At 62.6% G+C, this 21,986-nt stretch carries 35 protein-coding genes; 32 read left to right on the forward strand and 3 right to left on the reverse strand.

What is annotated here, in order from left to right; genetic code table 11:
* Positions 1-357: 357 nt before the first annotated feature.
* The 4 genes from D6T64_RS22895 (at position 358) to D6T64_RS22645 (ending at position 1,556) form a co-directional block, all read left to right on the forward strand.
* On the forward strand, positions 358-654 hold the full coding sequence (locus D6T64_RS22895) for a RyR domain-containing protein (protein WP_199719151.1): 297 nt from the start codon (positions 358-360) through the stop codon (positions 652-654).
* A complete protein-coding gene (locus tag D6T64_RS11985; protein ID WP_119974912.1) occupies positions 651-878 on the forward strand; it encodes a hypothetical protein in 228 nt (75 codons plus the stop codon). Before D6T64_RS22895 ends, D6T64_RS11985 begins: the two co-directional genes overlap by 4 nt.
* Before the next feature lie 47 nt (positions 879-925).
* Complete coding sequence (locus tag D6T64_RS11990) at positions 926-1,225, forward strand: hypothetical protein (RefSeq protein ID WP_119974913.1); 300 nt, start codon at positions 926-928, stop codon at positions 1,223-1,225.
* A gap of 160 nt (positions 1,226-1,385) precedes the next feature.
* On the forward strand, positions 1,386-1,556 hold the full coding sequence (locus D6T64_RS22645; protein WP_158594875.1) for a hypothetical protein: 171 nt from the start codon (positions 1,386-1,388) through the stop codon (positions 1,554-1,556).
* A gap of 453 nt (positions 1,557-2,009) precedes the next feature.
* Here D6T64_RS22645 and D6T64_RS12000 read toward each other — a convergent pair whose 3' ends face one another.
* Complete coding sequence (locus D6T64_RS12000; protein ID WP_119974915.1) at positions 2,010-2,210, reverse strand: hypothetical protein; 201 nt, start codon at positions 2,208-2,210, stop codon at positions 2,010-2,012.
* A gap of 53 nt (positions 2,211-2,263) precedes the next feature.
* Here D6T64_RS12000 and D6T64_RS22650 point away from each other — a divergent pair, with 53 nt between their 5' ends.
* From D6T64_RS22650 to D6T64_RS12025, 6 genes are read left to right on the forward strand one after another with little or no spacing between them, the layout of a single operon-like run.
* Positions 2,264-2,440: a hypothetical protein gene (locus tag D6T64_RS22650; protein ID WP_158594876.1), complete on the forward strand. Its 177-nt coding sequence runs from the start codon at positions 2,264-2,266 to the stop codon at positions 2,438-2,440.
* Positions 2,437-2,640 (forward strand): hypothetical protein, encoded by a 204-nt coding sequence (locus D6T64_RS12005; RefSeq protein WP_119974916.1) that lies wholly within the window; start codon positions 2,437-2,439, stop codon positions 2,638-2,640. The genes D6T64_RS22650 and D6T64_RS12005 overlap by 4 nt, the downstream gene beginning before the upstream one ends.
* Entirely contained in the window at positions 2,624-3,241 is a 618-nt protein-coding gene (locus D6T64_RS12010; protein ID WP_119974917.1) for a hypothetical protein, read from the forward strand. Before D6T64_RS12005 ends, D6T64_RS12010 begins: the two co-directional genes overlap by 17 nt.
* Positions 3,241-3,552, forward strand: coding sequence for a hypothetical protein (locus D6T64_RS12015; protein ID WP_119974918.1), 312 nt, complete (start codon positions 3,241-3,243; stop codon positions 3,550-3,552). Before D6T64_RS12010 ends, D6T64_RS12015 begins: the two co-directional genes overlap by 1 nt.
* Positions 3,549-3,749, forward strand: coding sequence for a hypothetical protein (locus D6T64_RS12020; RefSeq protein ID WP_119974919.1), 201 nt, complete (start codon positions 3,549-3,551; stop codon positions 3,747-3,749). Before D6T64_RS12015 ends, D6T64_RS12020 begins: the two co-directional genes overlap by 4 nt.
* Complete coding sequence (locus D6T64_RS12025; protein ID WP_119974920.1) at positions 3,746-3,961, forward strand: hypothetical protein; 216 nt, start codon at positions 3,746-3,748, stop codon at positions 3,959-3,961. Before D6T64_RS12020 ends, D6T64_RS12025 begins: the two co-directional genes overlap by 4 nt.
* Before the next feature lie 225 nt (positions 3,962-4,186).
* Here D6T64_RS12025 and D6T64_RS12030 read toward each other — a convergent pair whose 3' ends face one another.
* A complete protein-coding gene (locus tag D6T64_RS12030) occupies positions 4,187-4,786 on the reverse strand; it encodes a PASTA domain-containing protein (RefSeq protein ID WP_119974921.1) in 600 nt (199 codons plus the stop codon).
* Positions 4,787-4,831: 45 nt separating this feature from the next.
* Here D6T64_RS12030 and D6T64_RS12035 point away from each other — a divergent pair, with 45 nt between their 5' ends.
* The 16 genes from D6T64_RS12035 (at position 4,832) to D6T64_RS22900 (ending at position 15,143) form a co-directional block, all read left to right on the forward strand.
* Complete coding sequence (locus D6T64_RS12035; protein WP_199719152.1) at positions 4,832-5,146, forward strand: hypothetical protein; 315 nt, start codon at positions 4,832-4,834, stop codon at positions 5,144-5,146.
* Between the two features lie 691 nt (positions 5,147-5,837).
* Positions 5,838-6,065 (forward strand): hypothetical protein, encoded by a 228-nt coding sequence (locus D6T64_RS12040; protein ID WP_119974922.1) that lies wholly within the window; start codon positions 5,838-5,840, stop codon positions 6,063-6,065.
* Positions 6,062-6,331: a hypothetical protein gene (locus tag D6T64_RS12045; protein WP_119974923.1), complete on the forward strand. Its 270-nt coding sequence runs from the start codon at positions 6,062-6,064 to the stop codon at positions 6,329-6,331. Before D6T64_RS12040 ends, D6T64_RS12045 begins: the two co-directional genes overlap by 4 nt.
* Complete coding sequence (locus D6T64_RS12050; protein ID WP_119974924.1) at positions 6,328-6,552, forward strand: hypothetical protein; 225 nt, start codon at positions 6,328-6,330, stop codon at positions 6,550-6,552. Before D6T64_RS12045 ends, D6T64_RS12050 begins: the two co-directional genes overlap by 4 nt.
* A 110-nt stretch (positions 6,553-6,662) precedes the next feature.
* Positions 6,663-7,013 carry a terminase small subunit gene (locus D6T64_RS12055; protein ID WP_119974925.1) on the forward strand — a complete coding sequence of 117 codons (351 nt, stop codon included), beginning with the start codon at positions 6,663-6,665 and terminating at the stop codon, positions 7,011-7,013.
* Positions 6,964-8,583, forward strand: a complete 1,620-nt coding sequence (locus D6T64_RS12060) for a hypothetical protein (protein WP_199719153.1) — start codon at positions 6,964-6,966, stop codon at positions 8,581-8,583. Before D6T64_RS12055 ends, D6T64_RS12060 begins: the two co-directional genes overlap by 50 nt.
* A gap of 16 nt (positions 8,584-8,599) precedes the next feature.
* Entirely contained in the window at positions 8,600-8,800 is a 201-nt protein-coding gene (locus D6T64_RS12065) for a hypothetical protein (protein ID WP_119974926.1), read from the forward strand.
* Positions 8,800-10,233 carry a phage portal protein gene (locus D6T64_RS12070; RefSeq protein ID WP_119974927.1) on the forward strand — a complete coding sequence of 478 codons (1,434 nt, stop codon included), beginning with the start codon at positions 8,800-8,802 and terminating at the stop codon, positions 10,231-10,233. Before D6T64_RS12065 ends, D6T64_RS12070 begins: the two co-directional genes overlap by 1 nt.
* 66 nt (positions 10,234-10,299) lie before the next feature.
* Positions 10,300-11,046 carry an HK97 family phage prohead protease gene (locus D6T64_RS12075; protein ID WP_158594877.1) on the forward strand — a complete coding sequence of 249 codons (747 nt, stop codon included), beginning with the start codon at positions 10,300-10,302 and terminating at the stop codon, positions 11,044-11,046.
* The gene (locus D6T64_RS12080; RefSeq protein WP_119974929.1) at positions 11,043-12,302 is read left to right on the forward strand and encodes a phage major capsid protein; all 1,260 of its coding nucleotides are present in this window, start codon (positions 11,043-11,045) and stop codon (positions 12,300-12,302) included. Before D6T64_RS12075 ends, D6T64_RS12080 begins: the two co-directional genes overlap by 4 nt.
* Positions 12,303-12,360: 58 nt before the next feature.
* Complete coding sequence (locus D6T64_RS12085; protein WP_119974930.1) at positions 12,361-12,636, forward strand: hypothetical protein; 276 nt, start codon at positions 12,361-12,363, stop codon at positions 12,634-12,636.
* 11 nt (positions 12,637-12,647) lie between these two features.
* Positions 12,648-13,154 (forward strand): hypothetical protein, encoded by a 507-nt coding sequence (locus D6T64_RS12090; protein ID WP_147364545.1) that lies wholly within the window; start codon positions 12,648-12,650, stop codon positions 13,152-13,154.
* Positions 13,154-13,504 carry a hypothetical protein gene (locus D6T64_RS12095; RefSeq protein ID WP_119974932.1) on the forward strand — a complete coding sequence of 117 codons (351 nt, stop codon included), beginning with the start codon at positions 13,154-13,156 and terminating at the stop codon, positions 13,502-13,504. The genes D6T64_RS12090 and D6T64_RS12095 overlap by 1 nt, the downstream gene beginning before the upstream one ends.
* Positions 13,501-13,770, forward strand: a complete 270-nt coding sequence (locus D6T64_RS12100; RefSeq protein WP_233551106.1) for an HK97 gp10 family phage protein — start codon at positions 13,501-13,503, stop codon at positions 13,768-13,770. The genes D6T64_RS12095 and D6T64_RS12100 overlap by 4 nt, the downstream gene beginning before the upstream one ends.
* On the forward strand, positions 13,763-14,188 hold the full coding sequence (locus D6T64_RS12105; RefSeq protein ID WP_147364546.1) for a hypothetical protein: 426 nt from the start codon (positions 13,763-13,765) through the stop codon (positions 14,186-14,188). The genes D6T64_RS12100 and D6T64_RS12105 overlap by 8 nt, the downstream gene beginning before the upstream one ends.
* Before the next feature lie 136 nt (positions 14,189-14,324).
* Positions 14,325-15,143 carry an IPT/TIG domain-containing protein gene (locus tag D6T64_RS22900; protein WP_199719154.1) on the forward strand — a complete coding sequence of 273 codons (819 nt, stop codon included), beginning with the start codon at positions 14,325-14,327 and terminating at the stop codon, positions 15,141-15,143.
* Positions 15,144-15,183: 40 nt separating this feature from the next.
* On the opposite strand, the gene D6T64_RS12115 is transcribed toward D6T64_RS22900, so the two are convergent.
* Positions 15,184-15,732, reverse strand: coding sequence for an HNH endonuclease (locus D6T64_RS12115; RefSeq protein ID WP_119974934.1), 549 nt, complete (start codon positions 15,730-15,732; stop codon positions 15,184-15,186).
* Between the two features lie 125 nt (positions 15,733-15,857).
* Between D6T64_RS12115 and D6T64_RS12120 the strand changes: the two genes are divergently transcribed.
* The 6 genes from D6T64_RS12120 to D6T64_RS12140 all read left to right on the forward strand — a co-directional run bounded on the left by D6T64_RS12120 (position 15,858) and on the right by D6T64_RS12140 (position 21,957).
* Positions 15,858-16,250 (forward strand): hypothetical protein, encoded by a 393-nt coding sequence (locus D6T64_RS12120; RefSeq protein ID WP_119974935.1) that lies wholly within the window; start codon positions 15,858-15,860, stop codon positions 16,248-16,250.
* 134 nt (positions 16,251-16,384) lie between these two features.
* Complete coding sequence (locus D6T64_RS22655) at positions 16,385-16,561, forward strand: hypothetical protein (protein ID WP_158594878.1); 177 nt, start codon at positions 16,385-16,387, stop codon at positions 16,559-16,561.
* 18 nt (positions 16,562-16,579) lie between these two features.
* The gene (locus D6T64_RS12125) at positions 16,580-19,153 is read left to right on the forward strand and encodes a tape measure protein (RefSeq protein WP_119974936.1); all 2,574 of its coding nucleotides are present in this window, start codon (positions 16,580-16,582) and stop codon (positions 19,151-19,153) included.
* A complete protein-coding gene (locus tag D6T64_RS12130; RefSeq protein WP_147364547.1) occupies positions 19,150-19,962 on the forward strand; it encodes a hypothetical protein in 813 nt (270 codons plus the stop codon). The genes D6T64_RS12125 and D6T64_RS12130 overlap by 4 nt, the downstream gene beginning before the upstream one ends.
* Positions 19,962-21,065 (forward strand): hypothetical protein, encoded by a 1,104-nt coding sequence (locus tag D6T64_RS12135; RefSeq protein ID WP_119974938.1) that lies wholly within the window; start codon positions 19,962-19,964, stop codon positions 21,063-21,065. The genes D6T64_RS12130 and D6T64_RS12135 overlap by 1 nt, the downstream gene beginning before the upstream one ends.
* Entirely contained in the window at positions 21,058-21,957 is a 900-nt protein-coding gene (locus tag D6T64_RS12140; RefSeq protein ID WP_119974939.1) for a hypothetical protein, read from the forward strand. The genes D6T64_RS12135 and D6T64_RS12140 overlap by 8 nt, the downstream gene beginning before the upstream one ends.
* Positions 21,958-21,986 lie beyond the last annotated feature (29 nt).

The following is a 21,986-nucleotide window of genomic DNA, read 5'->3' on the forward strand; positions in this document are numbered from 1 at the left end:
GCGGGCGTGAAAGCCACGGCGAGAGTCCACGGGTACCGAATGGCAGCCAGCGCAGACCACGCTGTTATCGCTGCCCCGTGGTGGACACCCCAAAACTTGCGTGGCCCTCGACGGCACGCGGCTCATCACTGGTGCACTGGTGTTGAGTGTCAACTGGCGCGAAGACCCGGCAGGGTTGCCAGCCACCGCCGTCCACTTTCGATCAATCACCGCGCAACCAATTCGCCCCCTGAATCATTGGGATGCAGGCGACTTGAGCGCAAATCGGAACTTACCAGTCAAGCAAATGAGGGGCACATCATCGACGTTTCAGCCATTGCTCAGGTCTGCCACGAGGCGAACCGTGCCATCCAGACCGTGACCGGCGACCCTGTACCGTCTCCCGCATGGGCTGACGCGCCCGAGTGGCAGCGTGCGTCCGCGATCGAAGGCGTGCAGAAAGCCCTTGATGGCGAGACCGCCGAGCAGCTGCACGAATCCTGGTGCGTGTTCAAGGAGAACGACGGCTGGATCTGGGGCGAGCTCAAGGACGCAGATGCAAAGACGCACCCGTGCCTGATCGAGTACGACAGCCTCCCGCCCGAACAGCGCGCCAAAGACCACGTGTTCGCTGCGATCGTGGCCGCGCTTGACGATGGGGAGCGCAAGGCATGAAGCCGACCATCGGGCGAATTGTTCACTACCAGAGCTACGGCACCCCGGGCGGCGAGTTCCTGCCCCTGCCTCGTGCTGCCATCGTCACGGCCGTCACCTCAGATGGAGAGTTCCCCGCCGCATCGCTGTGCATCCTGAACCCCATCGGAATGTTCTTCAACGAGGACGTGCCGTTCAGCGAAGAGCCCGCGCCCGGCTGCTGGAACTGGCCCCCGCGCGTCTGAGTCGCCCAAGCTTCCCACCCTGCAGTTACCAACACCAAGGAGTAATCATGACCGCTATTACCGTCACCCCAACGCCGAGCATTGGGCGAATCGTCCAGTTCCGCATCACCGAGCAGAACGCCAAGCAGATCAACTCCCAGCGCACGCAGGCGGGACACGCGACCAAGACCGGCAATGTTGCCCGTGAAGGCGATGTCTACCCGCTCCTGATCGTGCGCGTCTGGGGCGGCGACCTCGTGAACGGTCAGCTGTTCCTCGACGGCAACGACAGCCTCTGGATCACCAGCCAGCCCCCGGCGAAGGAACACGGCCAGATCGGCGCGTGGTTCTGGCCTGAGCGCGTCTAAGTCGCCCCCAACTCTTCCCGCCCATCGTGTGAACGCCGCCTCTTTCCTGCTTTCTCACGGCAAAGGGCCCCGCACCTTGGATCCCCTGCACGGATGGGTGGGACCTACTTGAAAGGCCAGGATGCGCGAGTCTTGCAGTTGCGGTGCGTTCATCCAGTCCATGCGCTACTCACGCGTCAAGGAATGGCGCTCAGGACACCGGCACGACCCCGCCAAGACCGACGCTCCCGAGCCTGACAAACAGGGCTCACAGGCGAGCACGGAGCTTTCGTGGCAAGACCCTCGCGGCATCGTTCAGGCCCGCATCGGATTCAGCATGGAGGCGCACTGATGGCAAACCCCCGCGAGTGCCCCGAGTGCGGCAACCGCTACCCGGTGATCACACTTGCCAGGATCTGCTCGCACCGGCCGCAGACTCAGCCGTGAAAGGCTTTCGCGTCACCTACGAATCCGAACGCCTACCGAGCAAGGATCAGCGGCGACTCGCCAAGCGTGACCTCAAGCGAGGCCGCGAACCACAGTCGCAGTACAGGACAGGGCGGTTCTGGAATGACTAACCAATGAGCAAGGGTAACCGGGACCACCGTGGCCGACTGCACTCCACTAAGCGCTGCCCTGACTCACAAGCCGGCGGATGCAGCTACTGCGTCACCGGCGACCAGAAACGGGCTGCACGGCGCAAGGATCGCCACGACGAGCGCCTGAGTCGCCAGTGACCCCCGCTGAGCTTGAGGAAGCGTACGCCGTGCAGGATGACGGCGAACGGGTGGTTGAGGAGTGCTGACTACTTGCCGTCCTTGATCTGGTAGATGCGCATGCGGCTCATGCCGGTCACGTGAGAGAGTTCGCTCGGCGTGGCACCCAGCCGCAGCATGTGGCGAATTAGTTTATTTCGGCTCTTGGCCACATCCGCGAGTTCCGCGTTTAGCTCGGCCGCTTTTTCAGCGAATTCGGCAATCAGCACGGCATGTTTCTCTGAGATCATGTTTTGATTATAACGGACTTGCGCCATTATGAAAATGCCCTTACGCTTGAGACATGACAACGACACAGGCCACCAAGACTCGCCGCCCTCTCCTGATCACCTTCCGCGTCAACAACAAGGGCGCACGCTACGCCACCCACGTCGACATCTACGGCCGCGACGCACGACTCATGACCGACGTCGCAGACGACATGATCGCAGCCGGAACCGCCATCGAGGTCGCCGCATGAGCGCCGAGAGCCAAGAGGCCAAGGTGGCCGCGTACATCAAGCGTGTGGTCGACGCTGCACCGCCGCTCAGTGCCAGCCAAAAGGATCTGATCCGCGGAATATTCGCTGACACTGAGTCGCGGATGCCCGTGCAGGAATCCGAATCCGATGCGAACATGAGCGACTTGTCCGAGGTGATCAGCGATGGCGAAGGCAAGTGATCTGCAAGCGCGGGCGCAGTCGATCGTTACCGCGGCATCCGAGAAGCTGGCACCTCTCCACTTCCTCAAGGTATCGGCCGCGGCCATGAGTCGCGAAGACGTCGACGCCCTCGCAGTCGCCTATCTGTACGGGCAGGTCAAGGGCCGAAAGCGCCGCGAGACACTGAATGTCGAGCGAGACGCAGAGACCCGCACCGTGGAGCCCAACTGGGGAACGAACAGGTGGGGCGTCTGGGCGGCAGTGCCTGAGAATGCTGAGCGTGCCGAGAAGACCCGACAGTATCAATCAGAAGCGCAAGCCACTCGCGACCACTACCGGCGAGAGTCGGATAAGGGGCTGACCGCGATCATCGGCACGTTCATGAGGGAAGTCCGAACACAGTGGACGGCCGAACTCCTGGAATCGAAGTTCGCCCTAGGTGACGGCACCGAGACGCGCTGGGGTGAAGCCACCCGGGAAGATCACGCCTACCGAATCGGGATGCACAAGCGCAATGCAGTCGCCGGGATCGAAGGCGCTGCGCGGCATCAGCAAGCGATCGAGGCAATCGACGCGGCCGGATGCCGAACCCTGAACGAGTCCCTAAAGGTCGCCGCCTAATGTCCACCCTCTCCCAGCGCCGGTCACTCTCCAAGGCAGGGGCACGCGCCATTGACGCCCGTATCGCCGAAGCTAACGCCGCAATCGCCGCGCAGAAAGCCGAAGTCGCCGCCGCTCACCGCGCCAATCAGGCAGCCAAGTATGCGCCGGTTGCGTTCACCGAGGCCGAGTTGCAGGCCGCTCGCCTGATCCGCAAGGGCAGGTCGTGGTTCACCGTCGTCAGGGTCAACGTGAAGAGCGTCACCGTTGAAGACTTCGGCCGCTTCACCATGCTCGTGCCGCGTGACAAGGTGCTGGAGGTGCGCTCGTGACCCGCACCGAACTCGCCGCCCTCTTCGCCGCGTACGTCACAGCCGAGGATCGCCAGCGCGATGCCGCTGCCGCCCGGTTCGGCTCGCTCACTCCGTCATCGTCCACTCGCGCTGAATTCCGCGCGTCGACCCGAGCAGCACTCGCCGCGCATGCCGCCATGAATGACGCGATCCGCGCGCTGGATATTCCCGCATGACCGACGAAGAGCTGGCCGCCAAGGTTGCCGCCGACACGGACAGTCGACGCGCTACGGAATTGATGATGAAGGTCATCGATGAAGCCGCGTCGCCCGTTGCGGTCATGACTGGAATCAAGAATCAGTACGTCAACGCCGGCTGGTCGAACCTGGGCGCCGAAGCGATGGTATTGGAAATGTTCACCCAGTCCGGGCGGCAGGTCAAGAAGTGACCACCACAGTCGCCAAGCATGCACAAGCCAATCTGAGCCTTCAGATCCGCGGGGTACGCCTCACGCTCGTACTCAGCCGGGATGAGCACGGAGCGGCCACCCTGGCGCTGAACATCAGCACTACATAGTCTTGCCCCGGCCAAGTGTCGGGGCATGGCGGTACGGCTCACTGGGAGCGCGCCGGGATAACCGATACGCAGGCGGTTCGAAACCGCAGCCGCCAACTCAGTAGGTGTTGAACGCGTCCACGCCGGGTGCGTCATCAGTGCCCGACACGGTGCATTCCACGGTCACGCTCATTTCGGCGTCGAACTGGTTGGTCACCTTCGCGCTCGCTTTCAGGAAAATCGTGTCGTCAACAACCTGATACGTGCCATCCCATGTCCAAGACCCGTTGAATCCATACGGGAATGAATCATCTCCGGTGGACTCGCACACCGCCTTCGCCGTGCCGGTCGTAAGCCCAGACGCTGTCACGTTGTCCGATGGCTGTACCGGAGCGGCAGGTTCCACGGTCGGCTCAGGCGTCGGCTCGACTTCCTCCACCTCGCGCGGCTCGGCCTCAGGCTTACTCAGTGACACGACCACCTCAGCGCCATCGTCCAGCGATTCGCCCGCGGCCGGCACAGTCGCTCCGGCATCCCAGTTCGACGCGACCAGGACCAGTCCATCCGCATCCCACTCGACAGCGAAGCCCGCCGACTCCAAGGTGTCCCGCGCCTCGGCACCGTTCATGCCCGCAACATCAGGGACCGTCACCGAAGACGAGCACCCCGTGAGCAGCAGGATCGTTGCAGCGGCCAGAGCAAGCGTGATCTTAGACATGGTTCCCCTTAGTAGTTGAGGCCAGCCTAGCGAGGAGGGGATGACGTGAGCCAACACCACAAGTCGACGCGCAACATGCGCGAGCTGAAGCGGGTGTACCGCGAGGAGTGCGAGAACGAGGTCCAGGCAGACGGTTCGATCGGCGCCCGGTGCTGGCTGTGCGGGCAGCCTGTCAACTATGACGAGCATGGCCGTGAGGATTCATTCGAGCTTGACCACTACTACCCGGCGAGCACCCACCCGGAGCACTACGAAGACCCCTCGAATTTTAAACCCTCACACTCATCCTGCAATAGGGAGCGCGGCAACAAAGCACCTCGTCCAGGACTTGGGGTGCTGAGCCGCAATTGGCTAGAATGAAAGCGGCCCGAAACCGAGTGTTGGCACACTCGCCCGGGCCTGACCCTGAATCAATGCGACTTGATTGGAGGGCTGACGTGGAGTCTATCTGCTCAGTCGAAACCTGTACGAATCCGAAGTACCAGAACCGCAACATGTGCGGTTCCCACTACATGAAGTGGTACCGGCATGGCGACCCGCTCTACGTCAATGTGCGGCCCCATAAGGACCTGACAGGGCAACGTTTCGGTTCGCTGGTAATGGTCAGCCGCCGCGACAGTAACAACTGGAATGGTCTGTGCGACTGCGGTGCGGGGAGCGTATCCCAGACCGGAAGCCTCCTGAACGGCTCGACAAACTCATGCGGCAATCGATCCGCTCACTATCGCACGGCGACCAGCTACAACGCCGCTCATGATCGACTCGCCACTGACCGCGGCAAGGCCTCCACTCATACGTGCGCGGACTGCGGCGGTCGTGCCGCGCAGTGGTCATACGATCACACCGATCCTGAAGAGATGTACGCGGAACTCATTACCGGGAATCCGCCGTACAGCATGGACCCAGACCGGTATCAGCCGCGTTGCATCCCCTGCCATAAGCGATTCGACCTCGGGCACCTAGCCCGTTGAACAAGGCACCACGCCCCGGGCTCGGCATCCTCAGCCGTGACTGGCTGGCATAGACCACCAACAGAGAAAGGCCACCCATCATGGCTCGTATCAAGATCCTCGAACTCCCCATGCTCCACGTAGGCGACGCATCCAAGACGCCGTTCTCGATCATCATCGATGAGGTAGAGCAGGAAGACATCACCGGATACGCGAACAACGTGGTTCGGCGCACCTCAGAGCTGACTCAGGAAGAAGCCGACAAGATCGCCCGCGACATGGGCGCCGTGTCTGCGATCCTCGCGGCATGCACTCTGGACATCGCATGACGGCCAACGTTGGCATCGTCGAAGCTGACGGATTGACCGTCGACTCTCTCACGCCTCGGCTACTCGGCAAGAAGATCCGCGTTGCACTGACAGACGGCACCCAAGCATCAGGGACGCTGAGCGAATACCGCATCGTCACTGTCGGCCGCAAGATGGATGTGCCCGGCGGACCCTTGGTTCGATCGTCCACGGTCGTGACGCTCACCATTCACGGGCTCGGAGCCATCGAGGTTGCCGGTAACGCATGGGTCACCGAGACTCCATGACCGCGCTACGCATCGTCGTCATGGCTGCCAATAAGGCAAGCGGATACATGGAGGCGCGCAACCTCGGCATCGAGCCGGTCGCCGTCGTCACGCCGCACAGTCTGCACGCAGCACGCGGCGTCATCGCTGACCGCATCATGGATGCGACGTCACTGACCGTTGAACAGCGGGAAATGCTGCTGCCTCACGTGATTCCCTGCCTCGCCACCACCCGGGGGTAGGGGCGTCAACATTTCAAAAGTCCGAAACGGTGGACTACCTCCCCATTTAGGGCTTCCTCTCTCCCCAACTTTTGGAGGGGGTCACGCACGCACGAGAAGGGTCGGCGCTTATGGACCTGATAGCTGCCACTGAACTGTCTATCGAGGCTGCCGGCCTCAAACCGATCGATGCGGGCGCTGTGGAGGCTTTACGGGCCCTGGCTCGCAAGATTCAGGCGTGGGACGTGATTGTCGACTTCGCCCTGGACGATGCGGCCCAATCCGAAACGCGGCCATCGGTTCCGCAAAACGACAACGTCTCAATCTCCGCATATCTGAAGTACTGCGATCAGCTCGGGTTCACCCCTGCAGGGCGTAAGGCCTTGGAGCCAAAGGGCGGTCCGCTCCCCGCACCGAAGGTTGAGACTGATCTTGAGCGTTTCAAGCGCGAGCAAGCCGAGAAGCGGAAGCAATCCGCGTAACGTCGTCTTCGGTTTCGAGGAGCCGCGCATCTGGACGAAGCCTCTCCGGCCACTGACCCGCGAGACGTCGATGGGGTTCGAGGTCGTCGACTTCGCGCTCATGTTCCTGCGCGTCACTCTTTATCCATGGCAGGTCTGGTTCCTGATACATGCCCTCGAGATCCACGACGACGGCACCTACCGATTCAAGCGAGTGATCGGCCTCGTGGCTCGCCAAAACGGCAAGACGAAGCTGATCACCGTCCTGGCCGCGTGGTGGCTGTTCGTAGACTCCGACCGTTTCCCCGAAGACGTTCACCCGCGAGACTTCAAGGTGCTCGGTACGGCGCAGAACCTCGACATCGCCCGGGACGCATGGGCGGCCGTGGGGCGATTCTGCGACCCGCTCGACGATGAATCGATCCCCGCGCTCAGTGGCTCGACGGAGAAGATAAGCGGCTCTCACGGGTTCGAAGCGCTCATCCTCAAGAACAAGACGGTCTACGAGATCCGCGCGGCGAACCGTGGCGCCGGTCGTGGCAAGTCTGCAGCCCGGGTGATCATGGACGAATTGCGCGAGCAGCGCACGTGGGATGCCTGGGCGGCTATCTCGCAGACGACGAAGGCTGTGTTCAACTCGCAGCTCATCGGCATCTCCAACGCCGGCGACTCGGGTTCCGTGGTTCTGCTCCATCAGCGGAAAGCCGCTCTCGCGTTCATCGAGGCGTGGGAATCGATGGTCGAGTCCGGCGTCCAGGACATCGAAGACTTCGCGAACGGGCACGACACGAGCCTCGGCATCTTCGAGTGGTCTGCACCTGATGCCTGCGCCCCCGATGACGTGCAGGGCATTCTGCAAGCCAATCCGTCAATCGGGCACGGCGTCATTACTCTCGACTCGATCCGGGCCGACCGTGAGGGCATGCCTGACCGTGAGTACCGTACCGAGGTGCTGTGTCAGTGGGTGACGGCCGCGGTTGCCACCTACCTCGACAACGGCGGGTGGATCGACTGCGCGGATGCGCCCGATGAGATCAACGAGGGTTCAACACTCGCTGAGGGATCACAGCTCGTGCTCGGTATCGACACCTCGGGCAACCGGGCGATGTCGTTCCTGTCGGTCGCCGGCTACCGCGACGACGGCCTAATTCACGGCGAGGTGATCGCGCAACGCGCGGGCATGCTGTGGGTTCCGGCCGTGGTGGCGAAGATCTGTGAGAAATTCGGGATCACACACATTGCCATTCAGGCCCGTGGCTGCCCCGCTGCGGAGTTTGTAGAGCCGTTGCGGGAACTGGGCTTCACGATCGTGGAAATCTCCGGCATGGCCCTCGGGTCAAGCGCTGGACGCATCCGAGACCGAGTGCGCGACCGAACAATTCGCCACCGATCACAGGGGCTGCTCGATATCGCCGTCAGTGGTGGCGTGACCAAGCGGCTAGGTGAGGTGCAGGTCTGGGATCGCACGGCGTCGGTCGTGGACATCGCCCCGCTGGTCGCACTGTCCAATGCGCTCTACGGCCTCGAGACTCTTCCCTCTGCCGATTCCACTGCCAGCTACTACGAGGACAACGACCTCATGGTCCTCTGATCTGAAAGGAGCCCGCATGCGCGAGTTCAAGTTGCTGACCGGTCAGCGCGTCATCGTGGTGAGCGATAGCGCATCGCTGCGCGGCGTCGTTGATTCGGCGACCCGCACGTCTTTGACGCTGCGTGATGTCGAGTCGGTCGGTGGGCCGTCACCGTATCCCGTCGACGGCGTTGTCATCGTCCCCGTCTCGAAGATCAACTATGTGCAGGTGACGTGATGGCGACATTCCAGAGCCTGGGCAAGATCGGGCCGTGGTCGGCGACTGCCGACACGCTCGGCTACGAGGTCTTCGATGATCGCAACACTCTGACCATCGGCGACCGAGACTATGGCCCCGCGTGGGAGAACCAGCCGTCAGTTCGCAAGGTCGTCGGGTTCGCTGCCCGCAACCTCGCATCGGTACCGCTGCACGTGTTCGAGCGTCGCAGCGACGATGACCGTGTGCGCGTAACCGAGGGCCCCCTGGCCGACCTGCTTCGCCGCCCGTCACGGGCGCCGGCCATGACGCCGTATCGGTTCTGGGAGAGCCTGCTGATCGATGGCCTGATTCATGACAAGTTCTGCGCCAAGATCATCCAGCATGACGATGGCTACGAGCTCGTGCGCATCCCGGCAACTCGGGTGCGGTTCCTGAATAACGGGTTCGGGCAGATCGAGAAGGTCAAGATCTTCGGATCGAACGGCAAGTTCGGTCTGTACGATCCTGCCGAATACCTCATCGACGTCGGCTACTCAGAGAACGGCGTGAACGGCACATCGCCACTGCGCACGCTGAAGGATCTGCTGGCTGAGCAGACTGAGGCCGTTGCGTATCGGCGATCGATCTGGAAGAACGGCGCGCGTATCCCGGGTGTTCTTGAACGCGAGAAGCCTTGGTCGTCGGACATCGCCCGAGATCGTTTCGCCCGCACGTGGAAGTCATTCACTGGCGGCGGTGGCCAGTCTGGCGGCACTCCGGTTCTCGAAGATGGCATGAAGTACAAGGATGTCAACGCGTTCCGCCCCCGAGACACGAACGACCTCGAAGGCCGCCGACTCTCCGACATCGAAGTCTGTTCGGCCTACTACATCGCCCCCGAGCTGGTCGGCGCCCGCGAGGGCACGTTCTCGAACATCAAGGCGTTCAAGCAGATGCTCTACGGCCCCGCGCTGGGGCCGTACATCGTGGCGTGGGAGCAGATGGTCAACACGGCGCTCGTGCCACTGATCGAGCCCGATTCGAAGATCTATGTCGAGGCCAATATCGAGGCCAAGATGCGCGGATCATTCGAAGAGCAAGCCGACGTCATGTCGACCGCTGTCGGTGGCCCGTGGATGAGTCGCGCTGAGGGCCGCGCCCGACTTAACCTCCCGTTCAAGGAAGGCACGGACGATCTGATCGTTCCGCTGAACGTGCTCGTCGGCGGTCAGGCGTCACCCCAGGATGGCAAGGCGTTCGATGATGTGCTGCTCAAGTTTGCGCAGCGCCAGCGTCAGGCCGTCACGTCTCAGAAATCGGCCGGCGTGCATGACTTCTGGGACCGCGGGCGCTGGGATCGGGAACTGATCGATGACCTGATGGGCGCGGGTATTGCGAAGGGTCAGGCCCGATCCATGGCCCGCGCTGCCAACGACCGCGTAGAAGACACGTGGCTACACGAGCATGACTAGACAATCTCAAACACGACGAAAGGCCATCCATTCGGGTGGCCTTTTTTCATGCCCGGAGGAGGGCTCATGAAGACCAAATCATTCACCGTCGATCTCAAGACTGACGGACTCGCTGAAGGGCAGTTCGAGGGGTACGCCGCCATCTTCGGCAACAAGGACAGCTACGGCGACATCATCGTCGCCGGAGCGTTCGCGGAGTCCCTGGCTGACTACGGCCCCAAGGGGGCGGGCGTCCCGTGCTACTGGGCACACCAGATGAACGACCCGTACATGAACATCGGCGTCACCGTCGAGGCCAAGGAAGATGACCGCGGCCTGTTCGTGCGCGTGCAGCTCGACCTCGAGACCAACAACGCCAAGCAGACCCAGAAGCTGCTGCGCGAGGGCCGCGTCACGATGATGAGTTTCGCCTACGACGTGATCGAAGGCGCTTACGTCGACTCCGAGGAAAAGGGCTTCTACTACGAACTTCGGAAGCTCAAGCTTCACGAGGTCTCCGTGGTCCCCATTGGGGCAAATCAGGAAACTGAAATTCTTTCCGTCAAGTCGGCAACTGAGTTGCTGATTGCGGATATCAAGTCTGGCCGACCCTTGTCGGCACAGAGCGAGGGAGATGTCCGGGCAGCTCATGAGGCGCTCGGGCAAGTTCTCAAAACGGTCACAAGTGACGAGAAGTCATCCGGTGCCCCCGAGGTCAAGGACGAGGAACCCTCACGGGTCAAGTCCGAGGAACTGACCGGCGCGCCCGCACTTCGAGACATGACGGCACAACTCACCATTTACGCCCTCGGGCAGAAGGGGGATCAGAAATGACCCTCAAGGAAAAGCGTGCCGCTGCTCTCAAAGCAGCGGAAGCAATCATCACCGGCGCCAAGGCTGCCGGCCGGTCGGCCACCGACGAGGAGATGACTCAGTTCGACGGGTTCGTCACCGAGGTCAAGGGGTTCGACACCGAGCTCGAGCGCGTCTCGCGTTCCGAGAAGTCGTTTGCCGACCTCAAGGGCCTGTTCCGCGCCGAAGACCCCGCGGCACCCCTCGACGGCGGAGCTGAGGCCGAGGCGAAGTCCCTCAGCGCTCACTTCATCAAGAGCGTTGGCACCGAGACCTTGGCCCGCACCCGCGGCGTCAAGGGTGCCGGCGTCTCCACCAAGACCGAGTACAAGGCCAACACCGACACCCACGTCACCGGTGGCGGCGTATCGGGCCCGCTTGACGCGTTCCTCGTGGAGACCGACCGCACTCTCGTGCGCGGTGCCCAGGACCTCACCCCCGTCTCCAGCATGCTGGGTCAGGGAACGATCACCATCGGAAGTGCGATCCAGTACTTTATCGAGGGCGTCATCGAAGGTGACGTGGACGCCGTGGCCGAGAACGGCACCAAGGCCCAGCTGCACATCGCTGACCCGACGCCGAAGATCGCGTACCTGCGCACTCTTGCGGGCTACACCAAGGTCACCGACGAGTACTTCGAGGACCTCGCCCTGCTTTCCGGCGAGATCGACGGTCGCCTGATCCGCCGCCTCGCCCGAGCCGTCGAGCGCGAGGTCCTGACCGGCAACGGAACCGGCGCCCACCTCACCGGCCTGCTCAACGTGTCGGGCGTGCAGACGCTCACCGCAACCGCCAAGGGCGTCCCCCTTGCCGAGGCAATCCTCGACGCGACCACACTCATCGAAGACAACACGGACGGACTCTCGGCTGACGCCGTGCTGCTCAACCGTGCCGACTTCGTTGCGATGCGCAAGGCCAAGGACAGCAACGGCCAGTACTACGGCGGCGGATTCTTCACCGGCGCGTACGGCAACGGAGCGGTCATCGACGGTTCGTCCCTCTGGGATGGACTGCGGATCGTTGTGTCGCCGTTCGTTCCGTCTGGAACTGCGCTCGTCGGCGCGTTCCTGGACGCCGCCACGCTTTACACCAAGGGTGGCGTTCGCGTCGAGATGACGAACTCCAACCAGGACGACTTCATCAACGATCGCGTGACGCTGCGCGCTCAGCGACGCGCCGCACTCGCGACCCGCGTCCCGGCCGGTCTCGTGAAGATCACGGTCACCCCCGTCGTCTAGCTCTACCCGCGGGAGGGGTTAGCGCCCCTCCCGCCCTAACTCTTGAAAGGAGCCCATCGTGGGTTTGAAGAACTATGAGTACCGCGGTTCGACTTGGCAGTTCGATGAGGGCCAGCAGCCTGAAAGCGCCAAGGCGTGCAAGGGGCCGGCTGCGGCTGAGACCGTGCACGTGAAGGTTAACGAGTCCGCTCTCGCTGCCGCCAAGGTCATCGCTGATGCCGAGGCCGCAGCGGTGGCTCATGCCGAAGCCGAGAAGGTCGCGGCCGCCGAGGCAGCCGAAGCCGAAAAAGCCAAGACGCCCGCCAACAAGTCCGCCACTCTGGCCACGAAATAGGGGTGATCGGCGTGAGCATTCCGAACATCGTGGACGTGCTGAACGTCGATCGCCAGTTCTGGCTGGATGCTGCGAACCAGACGGTGCGCAGCTATTGCGGCTGGCACATCTCGCCCGTCATCGTTCAGGAATTCGAGATGGACGGCGACGGGAGCAAGACCCTAATGCTGCCGACCATGAAGCTCGGCCAGGTCATCGCTTGCACGAGTGACGGCGTGGATGTACTTTCGCTCATTCGCAAGTCGAACAAGGGCATGCTCGAGCTTTCCCGCGGGCGGTGGTCGTGTGAGCTGGGCGGTATCGTGCTGACCGTTTCTCACGGTTACGAGATCGTGCCCGCTGACGTGGCTGGCATCATCGCGGGGCTCGCGTCGCGTGCGGGATCGTCGCCGGCCGGGATCGTCTCCCAGACGGTCGGGCCGGCGTCGGTGCGTTATGGCACGGTCGGTGGTGTGGCGGCGGGCATTCCGCTGTTGCAGTCCGAAAAGGATTCCCTCGATCCCTACCGGGTGCGCTGATGGACTTTCCATTCGGCCAAACAGTAACCCGTGAGCGTCGAAAGCTCATCGACAACCCCTACGACCCCACGAGCCCGACTCAGGGCAGTTGGGACGATCCTGACACGATCACCGTCTATGACGCTTTCGTAGCGTCGTCGTCAAGCGCGGCGGTTCCGAGCGCCACACGGACGCAGGTCGTCACACAGAAGAGTCTCTACTGCCCGCCTGCGACGGACATCGTAGACGGCGACCGGGTGAAATCTGGTTCTCATACGTACACCGTCGACGCAGTTCCCGAGGCGGATGTCAGTCCATTCACGGGCTGGGCGCCACCGATGGAAGTACCGCTTGTGGAGGTGTCCGGGTGAAGTTCAACGACTCGTTCTTCGTCGAGATGGGCAAGTCGGCCGGTGTACGGCGGCTCGTCAAAGATGTTGCTGATGAGGTGGCGATCGTGGCGCGCATGACGGCCCCGGTTGACTCTGGCGACTACCGCGATGGCATCGAAGTGCGGATGCGCGAAACCTCGTACCGCGCCTTCGCCATCGTCGTCGGCACCGACTGGAAAACGATGCTGGTCGAGGCCAAGACAGGCAACCTCGTGAACGCGCTCCGGTATGTGGCTCGTGGCTGACCCGCTGGTCATCCATGCCGACCTGATGCTGTTCCTCACCGGATGGTTTCGGGAGGCTCTGGCGGCTCGTCCTGAATCGTATTGCCAGGGCGTCGTCGTCACGCATCAGGAGCCGTCGGGCGACTTGCCTGAGCGGTGTCTGGTAATCCGTGTCGACGGTGGCCCTGATACGTCGATTCTGACCGCTGAGCGTGATGTCGGGCTGTCGATCCTTGCGGGGACCAAAGAGAACCCGCAGGAGGCGATCCAGCTCGCGCTCATGGTCCATGCGCTGCGTTCGCAGATCCCCGGGCTTGAGCCAGGGAATCCAGTCGCCGCGGTCCTGTCCTCAAACGGTCCGTTCGCCGTCGTGGAAACACAGCCCGTCGCACGGCAGTACATCACACTCGTGCTCGGCGTCGTCGGCACCCTGCTCTAACCGATTCTCACCTCTCAGGCGCACTCCGATTTTCGGTCACCCGGTAACGCGGTAATTCGTTACCGCATTACCCCCGTTACCCCTTTCCCATTCACGGCCTCGCTTCGGCGGGGCCTTTCGCTTTTAGGAGCACATCATGACCGTCGACGCATCCGGCAACGACCTTTCCGCCGTAGGCATCCCGATTACGGGGTTCCTCGGATTCGCCCCCAAGGGAACCGTTTTCCCCACATCCACCGAGGGCGCAGCGAGCACGTTCACGCTCCCCATCGCGTTCGTCAAGGCCGGGCTGCTGACCGAAGACGGTGGGTTCGAGTGGACGCTTGAGCCTGACGGCGACCCGATCAAGTTCTACCAGGACGGCTACCAGATCCCGTCCGGCCTCGCGAACGCGACCCTTGTCGTCAAGCTCGCGCAGTACGACGCCATGGTGCGGGAGCTGTCCTACGGCAAGACCGCGGACGCGAACGGCTACCTGACCATCGACGCCGGCGGCCACGCTGTGGAGTATGTCGCGTTCACCGAAGAGATCTTTAAGTCCGGCGCGATCCGCCGCCGCATCGCTGAGGTCTCCGTGACCGGCGCGAAGGTCGACAAGAGCGAGCGTGGCGCCGTCAACGGCACCGAGCTGACGTGCGCGGCCAAGCGCTCCGCGTCGCTCGGTAACGACCACATCGGCGAGTGGTGGCTTCCAGCATCGTCCGGCACTGCGCCGACCGTGACCGCTGCCAGCCCTTCTGGTGCAGCGACGGCCGCGACGGTAACGATCACCGGTACCGGATTTACTGGGGCCACTGCAGTGAAGTTCGGAGCTGCGAACGCCACAAGCTTCAACGTGGTCAGCTCGACGTCGATCACGGCCGTCATGCCGTCCGGTACCTCGGGTTCGGCTGAGATTACGGTCACGACCGCGTACGGCACTTCCAACTCGTTCGCATACACGCGAGCCGCATGAGCGAGCGGGTGGCTGGGCTTCGGCCTAACCACCCGCACTCCTATTCAACATGGGCCCATGTCTTGCGGTTTACTACGTACCAAGCATTCGGAGTGGAAATCCCGAACTCGCGCGCAAGTTCGGTCTGAGTCTCGCCGTTGGCATAACGCCTGCGAATCTCGCGCACCTTGTCCTCGTTAAGTTTCGAGGATCGGTGAGCTGTTCCTCGCTGGCCGGTCCACGAACCCCAGGCGACGGGCGACGTCCACCGTTCAAGAGTGTCGGTGTTGTTGTCGGCGGTTGTGCCAGAGACGAGATGATCGGGCTTCACGCACGGCCTGTTGTCGCACGTGTGCCGGACAACAACACCACTGGGGAGATAACCCCCATTGGCAGCCGCAAACGCCGCCCTATGGGTGTATAGACGCACGCGTTTTCCAGTCAAACCGCCACCCGTAACGCCGTATCCATTGTTCGCGCGCCCGCCGATCCACACTCTGCATTCGCCTTCATCGACCGACCTCAGGATGAGTCGAGCCATCATCTTCTCCGCGCCAGCAGGTGTGAAGTGGATGGCTGTTGATTTCTCGTCATTTCCCGGGTTATTCATAACTCCAGTGTATGCCCTGCGCGTACATCATCGAACTGCGTAACCAGCTTTGCTGCGGGCAGGGACCGTGATGGGAGCCCCTGCCCGTTTTATCCCATCGCCCCATCCTCACCAGAAAGGCCATCATGGCAACCGTAAAAACCGCTCCGACTCCCGGCCCCAAGCCTGACTACTTCGTTGTCGAGGACCACCTCAAGTGCCAGACCGGCGAGGGCGAGAAGTCGATCGACATGCGCATCCCGCTCGATCGCATCGAACTCTTCATGGACATGGGCGAACTCGACCTTGCCTCACAGAAGCTGCCGCGGTACACCCTGGACAACATCCTCTGGCCTGAGGACCGTGACGAGCTCGTGAAGATGCGCGACGGTGCCAAGGTCATCGAGATCATCACCGAGTTCACCAAGGCGCTCGGTAAGCGCATGGGCGCTGACATGGGGGAATCCGAGCCCTCTATCGCTTCGTCGGAAAGCATAGAGCGGCCCTCCGATACGACTTCCGACACCGATTCGGAGTAAGTCTCTCGGAGATCGGGCGCAGCATCCCCTTCGATGAGGCGTCCGATCTGATCGACGAGCTCAGGCGCGATTTTGGGTCGCACCTGAACGCAAGCATAAATAGCTGGGTCTTCGCGGCCAGCTACGGCGAGGTTATGGGCGGCATCCACGCCGCTTCATTCATGAACGCGAACCGCGATGTAGAAGAGCACCCAGCACCGTTCGACCTGCCTATGCCATGGCCGAAGGTCGCGGCCATCGAAGACGTCACACCCGAAGAGCGCGCCGCCCTGCGCGCATCACTAGAGCGCCGGTCGGCGTTCGCTCGCTAATCCCTGATAGGAGCCGCCATGTCGACCGTTGGAACTGCTGACGTTGCCATTTTCCCGACTTTCAAGGGCTTCCGGGCTGAAGTAACGTCTGAGGTTGACGCGACCGCATCATCCTCGGGTGATCGTTTCAAGACCGTGTTCGGCAACGCAATCAAGGGTGTCGGCGTTGCAGTGGCCGCCGGTGTCGGTGTGGCGATCGCGGGCATCGCGGCTGTCGCCGGCGCCGGGCTTTCCCGGGCACTGAACCTCCAGGACGCCGAAGCTCAACTGACTGGGCTGGGGCACTCGGCCGAGGCTGTAAGCCAGATCATGGACAACGCACTGGTGGCCGTCGAAGGTACGGCTTTCAGGCTTGATGCGGCGGCAGGCACCGCGGCATCCGCTGTCGCAGCTGGCATCAAACCCGGTGAGGCTCTCACGCGCACGCTGCGCCTCACCGCTGACGCCGCGACCATCGGCAAGGCATCGCTGTCCGAAATGGGCGACATGGTCAACAAGGTCGCGACGAACGGCAAGCTGACTACCGAGGTTCTGCAGCAGTTCCAGACTCGCCAGATCCCGCTTCTCCAGCTGGTTGCCGATGAGTACGGCGTAACTACGGAGGCCGCCTCCAAAATGATCACTAAGGGTGAAGTTGACTTCGCCCGGTTCCAGTCCGCGCTTGAGGCCGGCGTCGGTGGTGCTGCTCTATCATCCGGCAACACGGCTCGCGGAGCATGGGCGAACGTCGGCGCAGCATGGTCCAAGCTCGGCGCGCTTTTTGTGGGGTCATCTGTAGAAGGTGCTCCCGTTCTTTTTGTGGCGATCTCCAATGCCATCAAGCGACTTACGGCCGCCGTCGAACCGCTCGCGGCCAAATTCAGCGGAGCGCTCACCCCGGCAATCGCTGGACTCTCCGCGTGGATCTCGACCATCGACTTCGACGCCGTGGCAGCGAATATCGGCACGGCCTTCGCATGGATCGCAAGCGCTTTCGACAAGATCGTGACCGCCTTCAAGTCGGGCGACTTCTCGACTCTTGGGGCAACCCTCGGCGGCATCGGTGATGTGGCGGGGCCACTAATTCCCGTCTTCGTCGAGGTGGCTCGGGCCGTGGGTGGCATCGCGGGCACCATTGGCGAGCTGCTGGCCGCCGGTGTCCCGCTGCTGATTCCCATTCTGCAATCCTTCACCGATATTCTCGGATGGCTCGGCGACAATGCAGAGCTCATTACGCCGATCATCGTCGCCCTCGCCGCCGGCATCCTGATCTACAAGGCTGCGCAGGTCGCGTCAATCGGCACAGCGATAATTTCGCTGCCCCTCACGGCGCTGCAGATCGCTGCTGACCTCGCGCGTACTCACGCGCTGGTCAGGAACACCAATGCGATGATTCTGAATAACACGGCCGAGAAGGCGGGGACGCTGACACGGCTTCCCGCCACGGCATCGATCCTGGCATCCGCTGCGGCTGCTGTCGCTCACCGCATCGCCACAGTTGCTGGAACCGTCGCTCAAAAGGCTGCCGCTGCGGCCCAATGGGCCATGAACGTAGCCATGTCCGCAAACCCGATCGCGATTATCGTGATTGCCATTGCGGCACTGGTCGCCGGCCTGATCTGGTTCTTCACCCAGACCAAGCTCGGGCAGGAAGTGTGGGCCAACTTCACCCGGTTCCTAGGTGAAGCCTGGACGAATATCCAGCTGTTTATCGGCCAAGCAATCGCCAACGTGATCGCGTTCGTGACCGAAAACTGGGGGCTTTTGCTCTCGCTCCTGATCGGGCCCCTGGGACTGGTGATTCAGTGGATCGTTGAAAACTGGTCCGGAATCGTGACGTTTTTCTCTGATTTGTTCATTGGAATCGTCGCGTTTTTCGTCCAGTTCGGCACGGACGTGTGGAACACGGTCGTGGCGCTGTGGGAGACGGTCAAGGCCACTTTCGCGGCGGCGATCGCGTTCCTGCTCGACCTGTTCCTCAAGTTCACCCCGCTCGGCATCCTGATCTCGAACTGGGGCGCGATCACAGCATTCTTCGGCACGGCGATGTCGAATATCGGTACCGCCGTCTCGACTGGAATCGGCACGGTCATTGGATTGTTCACCGCGCTCCCCGGCAAGATCATGGGCGCCCTGGGCAACATGGGCACCTTCCTACTGGACGCCGGCAAGGACCTCATGGGTGGCTTCATTGAGGGCATCGAGGGGATGCTCGGTGGCATCGGTGACGCGGTAGGCAACGCCATGGATTTCGTGGCTGATTTTTTCCCGCACTCGCCGGCCAAGCGCGGTCAGTTCTCCGGATCCGGCTGGCGCAAGGTGCTCGAGGCTGGCACCGCGATCGGCAACCAGCTCGGAGCCGGCTTCGAAGCCGCAGAGCCGACTCTCACGACCCGACTCGATGCGGTACTCAACCGCTCGGCGTTCACCCCTCGGGTAGATGCGGTAAACGCGCAGCTGTCCAATTCATCGGCAAATTCGAGCCGCCCGATCTACGTCCAGAACCCGTTCACCGGGGAGTACTTACTCGCGCAGGTCTCCGACGTCGCAGACGGTCAAATCAGCAAGGCCGACGCCGCCAATTCAGCTACTACGACAGGACGGCGACGATGACACTCATAGTGCGCGCGACACCCGCAGACCGGCCCTCACCGTACATCGACGTGCTCGTGACCGATCCTCTCGGGGAGCGGTTCACGGTCACGCGGATGTGCGGCGGGCGCTCGTTCAAGGTGCGCGGCATGGTCAACGTCTCGTCGGCCGGCGGTGGCACGATCCGCGATCACGAGGCTGGTTTCGATGTCCCATCGACGTATCGGGTGGAGTACTTCACGTCGGGAGCTTCGGTGGGCTTTTCGGAGACGGCCACTGGGACTCTGTACGGCCTCGAGCCGGGGTGGGCATGGTTCTCGGATCCGCTCAATCCCGAGAGCGCGGTGAAGGTGCGGCTCCTGAACGGCGCGGCATCAGCCCTGTCGCGATCGACGCCGGCGGAACTGCTCGAGGTCCCGCGCCGGTCGGTCGGCTTCACCCTGCCAGGCACGCGCGGCGGCCTCAAACAGGTCGTGCTGGACTGCTACACGGAGACGCGGGAAGACGGCGAACGGTTCGACGCTCTCTTCGGTGGCTACGACTCGGATGCGCTCTCAATCGTGTGCGTCCGTGCGTCGCCTGAGACATGGCTGCCCCCGACTCTGTTCGCGTTCGTGGGGTCGCCGGTAGCGCACCCGGTCGGCCAGCGCGGGGATGCTCTCACGTGGTCGCTGAGCGGCGATGAGACATCACCGCCCGCGCCCGCATTCGTCACACCGCTGCTCGAATACGACGACTTCACGGCGTGGTTCGCCACCTACGACGAGTTCGAGGCGAGCTATCCAGATTACTTGACAGCCCAGTCCGACTACAGCGTGAGGGGTGCCTGATGGCGATTGCAGTCTCTGAGCAGATGGTCGAGGCGATCACTGGCGGATCATTCACCTCGGGCTATGTCGCAACCTTGACCGTCGATGGACAGGTCATGCTCACCGACGTGGAGCTGACCGGCGAGCTGGTGAGCGACTCGGGCGCGCTGGTCCTCACTCAGGGCTCGCTCACCCTGAACTACACCGACGACGAGGGCCGTTCGATCGTCCCCACGGAGACGACATCCTGGCTCACCCCGTACGCCTCGTTCCTCGACATCTCCTATCGCGTGTCGAACTCAATCTTCACGGAGACTGTCCTCCGCGGTCGCTTGAAAGTGGTCGGTGTCGGCGATCCTCAAGAGCGCAAGATTCGCTTTCAGGGCCGCATGATCACGGTCGGCTCGAGCGTGTCCGTGAGCGTGGCGGATGCTTTTCACACGACCGAGGAAGAGGTTTTCGAGGGCCCCGTCTCGCCGACCTACATGGATTCGGCATGGGCTGAACTCGCTCACCTGACTCTCCTGCCGGTTAGTCGATCGGTCCCGGATGTCTCCATTCCCCGCTCCGTGCTGTACGACGAAAACCGCCTCGATGCGGTCGGCGCTGTCGGTGATCTGCTCGGCGGCATCCCGTACATGACTCCGGCTGGTGAGGTGTCAGTGGCCCCCCTCGCGTGGGGCGACCCGGTGCTCACAATTCGGATGGGCCCGGGCGGCACGGCGAGCAAGATCGGCACCGACGCGCTGACCGATGCGGGCATCAAGAACAAGGTCATCGTCACGAGCTGGGATGACGACCAGGCGACAATCCTTGCCACCGCAGAGATTGCCTCAGGCCCACTCCGATGGGGCGGCGGTCTCGGGCGGCGCGCGTACAAGCTCTCATCCGAGTTCGTAACCACTCAGGCTCAGGCGCAGGCGTGGGCGGATGAAACACTCCCGCAGGTGTCCAAGCTCAAGGCGATCGCCTACTCAATTCAGTGCGCCCCGGATCCGCGAGTGGAGGCCTGGGACGTGATCGAGTTCGAGAAGGACGGCGCGATTCTGCGCGGCCGGGTCGCGAAGATCACCCTCCCTCACCGCGGCCAGATGACCCTGATCGTGAGCGTCATCAGTGGGTAACGCCGATGTCGTCGCGCGCAAGCTCGAGGCGATCCCGACCATCTCCACGATGACGGCACGCTACGACTCGACCAATGCTGACGGCACGGTGAACGTCGATTTCGGCGCGGGCCTCGTGACGGTCTACTCGGCGGGGTTCTCGACTCCGCTCCCGGGCGCCGGCGTGCGTGTGCTGCGCCTCAACGGCTTCACGCTCATGCTCGGCGTGGTCAAGCCCCAGCCCTCCTATGGCGAGGTCATCGCGACGGGCACGCCGAACATCACGGTGCGCCTTACGAACGGTGTTGAGCTTTCGCTGGCCTACCTGAATTCGTACCTCAATCCGGCGATCGGCGATGTCGTGCTGATCTCGTGGGAGGGGCACGGCATGGTGATTGGCTCGCCGACTGCGATCCCCGAGCCGCCGGTGGAATACGTTCCGCCGAACGATGCGGCGCCATCTCCAGCTTCGTCAGCGCGGGAGTTCGTGGCTGTCGATTCAGGCAACTTCTACACGGGTGGCGGCTGGAATTACACCGATCCATGGAGTAGCGCGAGCAACACCGGCGCGTTCTTCCACAACGACATCGCGGGCAGTATCCCCGACTCGGCGGCGATCTCACTCGTGGAGTTCTACGTCACCGAGACCTACAACCAGCACCCCAACGTGCTGGCGAAGGTCGGCCTCCACTCGCTCACCGGCAAGTCCGGGAATCCGAACATCCGAAACTCCGTGGATATCTCGGCGGGCACCGGCTGGAAGGTGCTCCCAAATTCGTTCGGCGATGCGCTCAAGACCGGTGCGGCTCTCGGGCTCGGGTTCCCCACGGTCCCGGGCGGCGTGAGCTACCACAAATTCCGCGGTCGTGGCAGTGGCCCAGACGGCATGATCCGCATCACTTTCAGCTCATAATTTCGGCCTCCACTGGGGGCCTTTTTCTT

It is taken from the genome of Cryobacterium melibiosiphilum, assembly GCF_003602235.1.
Classification (GTDB): Bacteria; Actinomycetota; Actinomycetes; order Actinomycetales; family Microbacteriaceae; genus Cryobacterium; species Cryobacterium melibiosiphilum.

Excerpts from the sequence above, each read along its gene's own strand:
- D6T64_RS12095 (WP_119974932.1), top strand. The coding sequence starts at position 13,154 with ATGGACTTTCCATTCGGCCAAACAGTAACCCGTGAGCGTCGAAAGCTC.
- D6T64_RS12135 (WP_119974938.1), top strand. The coding sequence starts at position 19,962 with ATGGCGATTGCAGTCTCTGAGCAGATGGTCGAGGCGATCACTGGCGGA.
- D6T64_RS12055 (WP_119974925.1), top strand. The coding sequence starts at position 6,663 with ATGGACCTGATAGCTGCCACTGAACTGTCTATCGAGGCTGCCGGCCTC.
- D6T64_RS12080 (WP_119974929.1), top strand. The coding sequence starts at position 11,043 with ATGACCCTCAAGGAAAAGCGTGCCGCTGCTCTCAAAGCAGCGGAAGCA.
- D6T64_RS22900 (WP_199719154.1), top strand. The coding sequence starts at position 14,325 with ATGACCGTCGACGCATCCGGCAACGACCTTTCCGCCGTAGGCATCCCG.
- D6T64_RS12005 (WP_119974916.1), top strand. The coding sequence starts at position 2,437 with ATGAGCGCCGAGAGCCAAGAGGCCAAGGTGGCCGCGTACATCAAGCGT.
- D6T64_RS22655 (WP_158594878.1), top strand. The coding sequence starts at position 16,385 with ATGGGCGGCATCCACGCCGCTTCATTCATGAACGCGAACCGCGATGTA.
- D6T64_RS12050 (WP_119974924.1), top strand. The coding sequence starts at position 6,328 with ATGACCGCGCTACGCATCGTCGTCATGGCTGCCAATAAGGCAAGCGGA.
- D6T64_RS12010 (WP_119974917.1), top strand. The coding sequence starts at position 2,624 with ATGGCGAAGGCAAGTGATCTGCAAGCGCGGGCGCAGTCGATCGTTACC.
- D6T64_RS22650 (WP_158594876.1), top strand. The coding sequence starts at position 2,264 with ATGACAACGACACAGGCCACCAAGACTCGCCGCCCTCTCCTGATCACC.
- D6T64_RS12130 (WP_147364547.1), top strand. The coding sequence starts at position 19,150 with ATGACACTCATAGTGCGCGCGACACCCGCAGACCGGCCCTCACCGTAC.
- D6T64_RS11990 (WP_119974913.1), top strand. The coding sequence starts at position 926 with ATGACCGCTATTACCGTCACCCCAACGCCGAGCATTGGGCGAATCGTC.
- D6T64_RS12075 (WP_158594877.1), top strand. The coding sequence starts at position 10,300 with ATGAAGACCAAATCATTCACCGTCGATCTCAAGACTGACGGACTCGCT.
- D6T64_RS12000 (WP_119974915.1), bottom strand. The coding sequence starts at position 2,210 with ATGATCTCAGAGAAACATGCCGTGCTGATTGCCGAATTCGCTGAAAAA.
- D6T64_RS12045 (WP_119974923.1), top strand. The coding sequence starts at position 6,062 with ATGACGGCCAACGTTGGCATCGTCGAAGCTGACGGATTGACCGTCGAC.
- D6T64_RS12115 (WP_119974934.1), bottom strand. The coding sequence starts at position 15,732 with ATGAATAACCCGGGAAATGACGAGAAATCAACAGCCATCCACTTCACA.
- D6T64_RS12030 (WP_119974921.1), bottom strand. The coding sequence starts at position 4,786 with ATGTCTAAGATCACGCTTGCTCTGGCCGCTGCAACGATCCTGCTGCTC.
- D6T64_RS12065 (WP_119974926.1), top strand. The coding sequence starts at position 8,600 with ATGCGCGAGTTCAAGTTGCTGACCGGTCAGCGCGTCATCGTGGTGAGC.
- D6T64_RS12070 (WP_119974927.1), top strand. The coding sequence starts at position 8,800 with ATGGCGACATTCCAGAGCCTGGGCAAGATCGGGCCGTGGTCGGCGACT.
- D6T64_RS22645 (WP_158594875.1), top strand. The coding sequence starts at position 1,386 with ATGCGCTACTCACGCGTCAAGGAATGGCGCTCAGGACACCGGCACGAC.
- D6T64_RS12025 (WP_119974920.1), top strand. The coding sequence starts at position 3,746 with ATGACCGACGAAGAGCTGGCCGCCAAGGTTGCCGCCGACACGGACAGT.
- D6T64_RS12120 (WP_119974935.1), top strand. The coding sequence starts at position 15,858 with ATGGCAACCGTAAAAACCGCTCCGACTCCCGGCCCCAAGCCTGACTAC.
- D6T64_RS12125 (WP_119974936.1), top strand. The coding sequence starts at position 16,580 with ATGTCGACCGTTGGAACTGCTGACGTTGCCATTTTCCCGACTTTCAAG.
- D6T64_RS11985 (WP_119974912.1), top strand. The coding sequence starts at position 651 with ATGAAGCCGACCATCGGGCGAATTGTTCACTACCAGAGCTACGGCACC.
- D6T64_RS12015 (WP_119974918.1), top strand. The coding sequence starts at position 3,241 with ATGTCCACCCTCTCCCAGCGCCGGTCACTCTCCAAGGCAGGGGCACGC.
- D6T64_RS12040 (WP_119974922.1), top strand. The coding sequence starts at position 5,838 with ATGGCTCGTATCAAGATCCTCGAACTCCCCATGCTCCACGTAGGCGAC.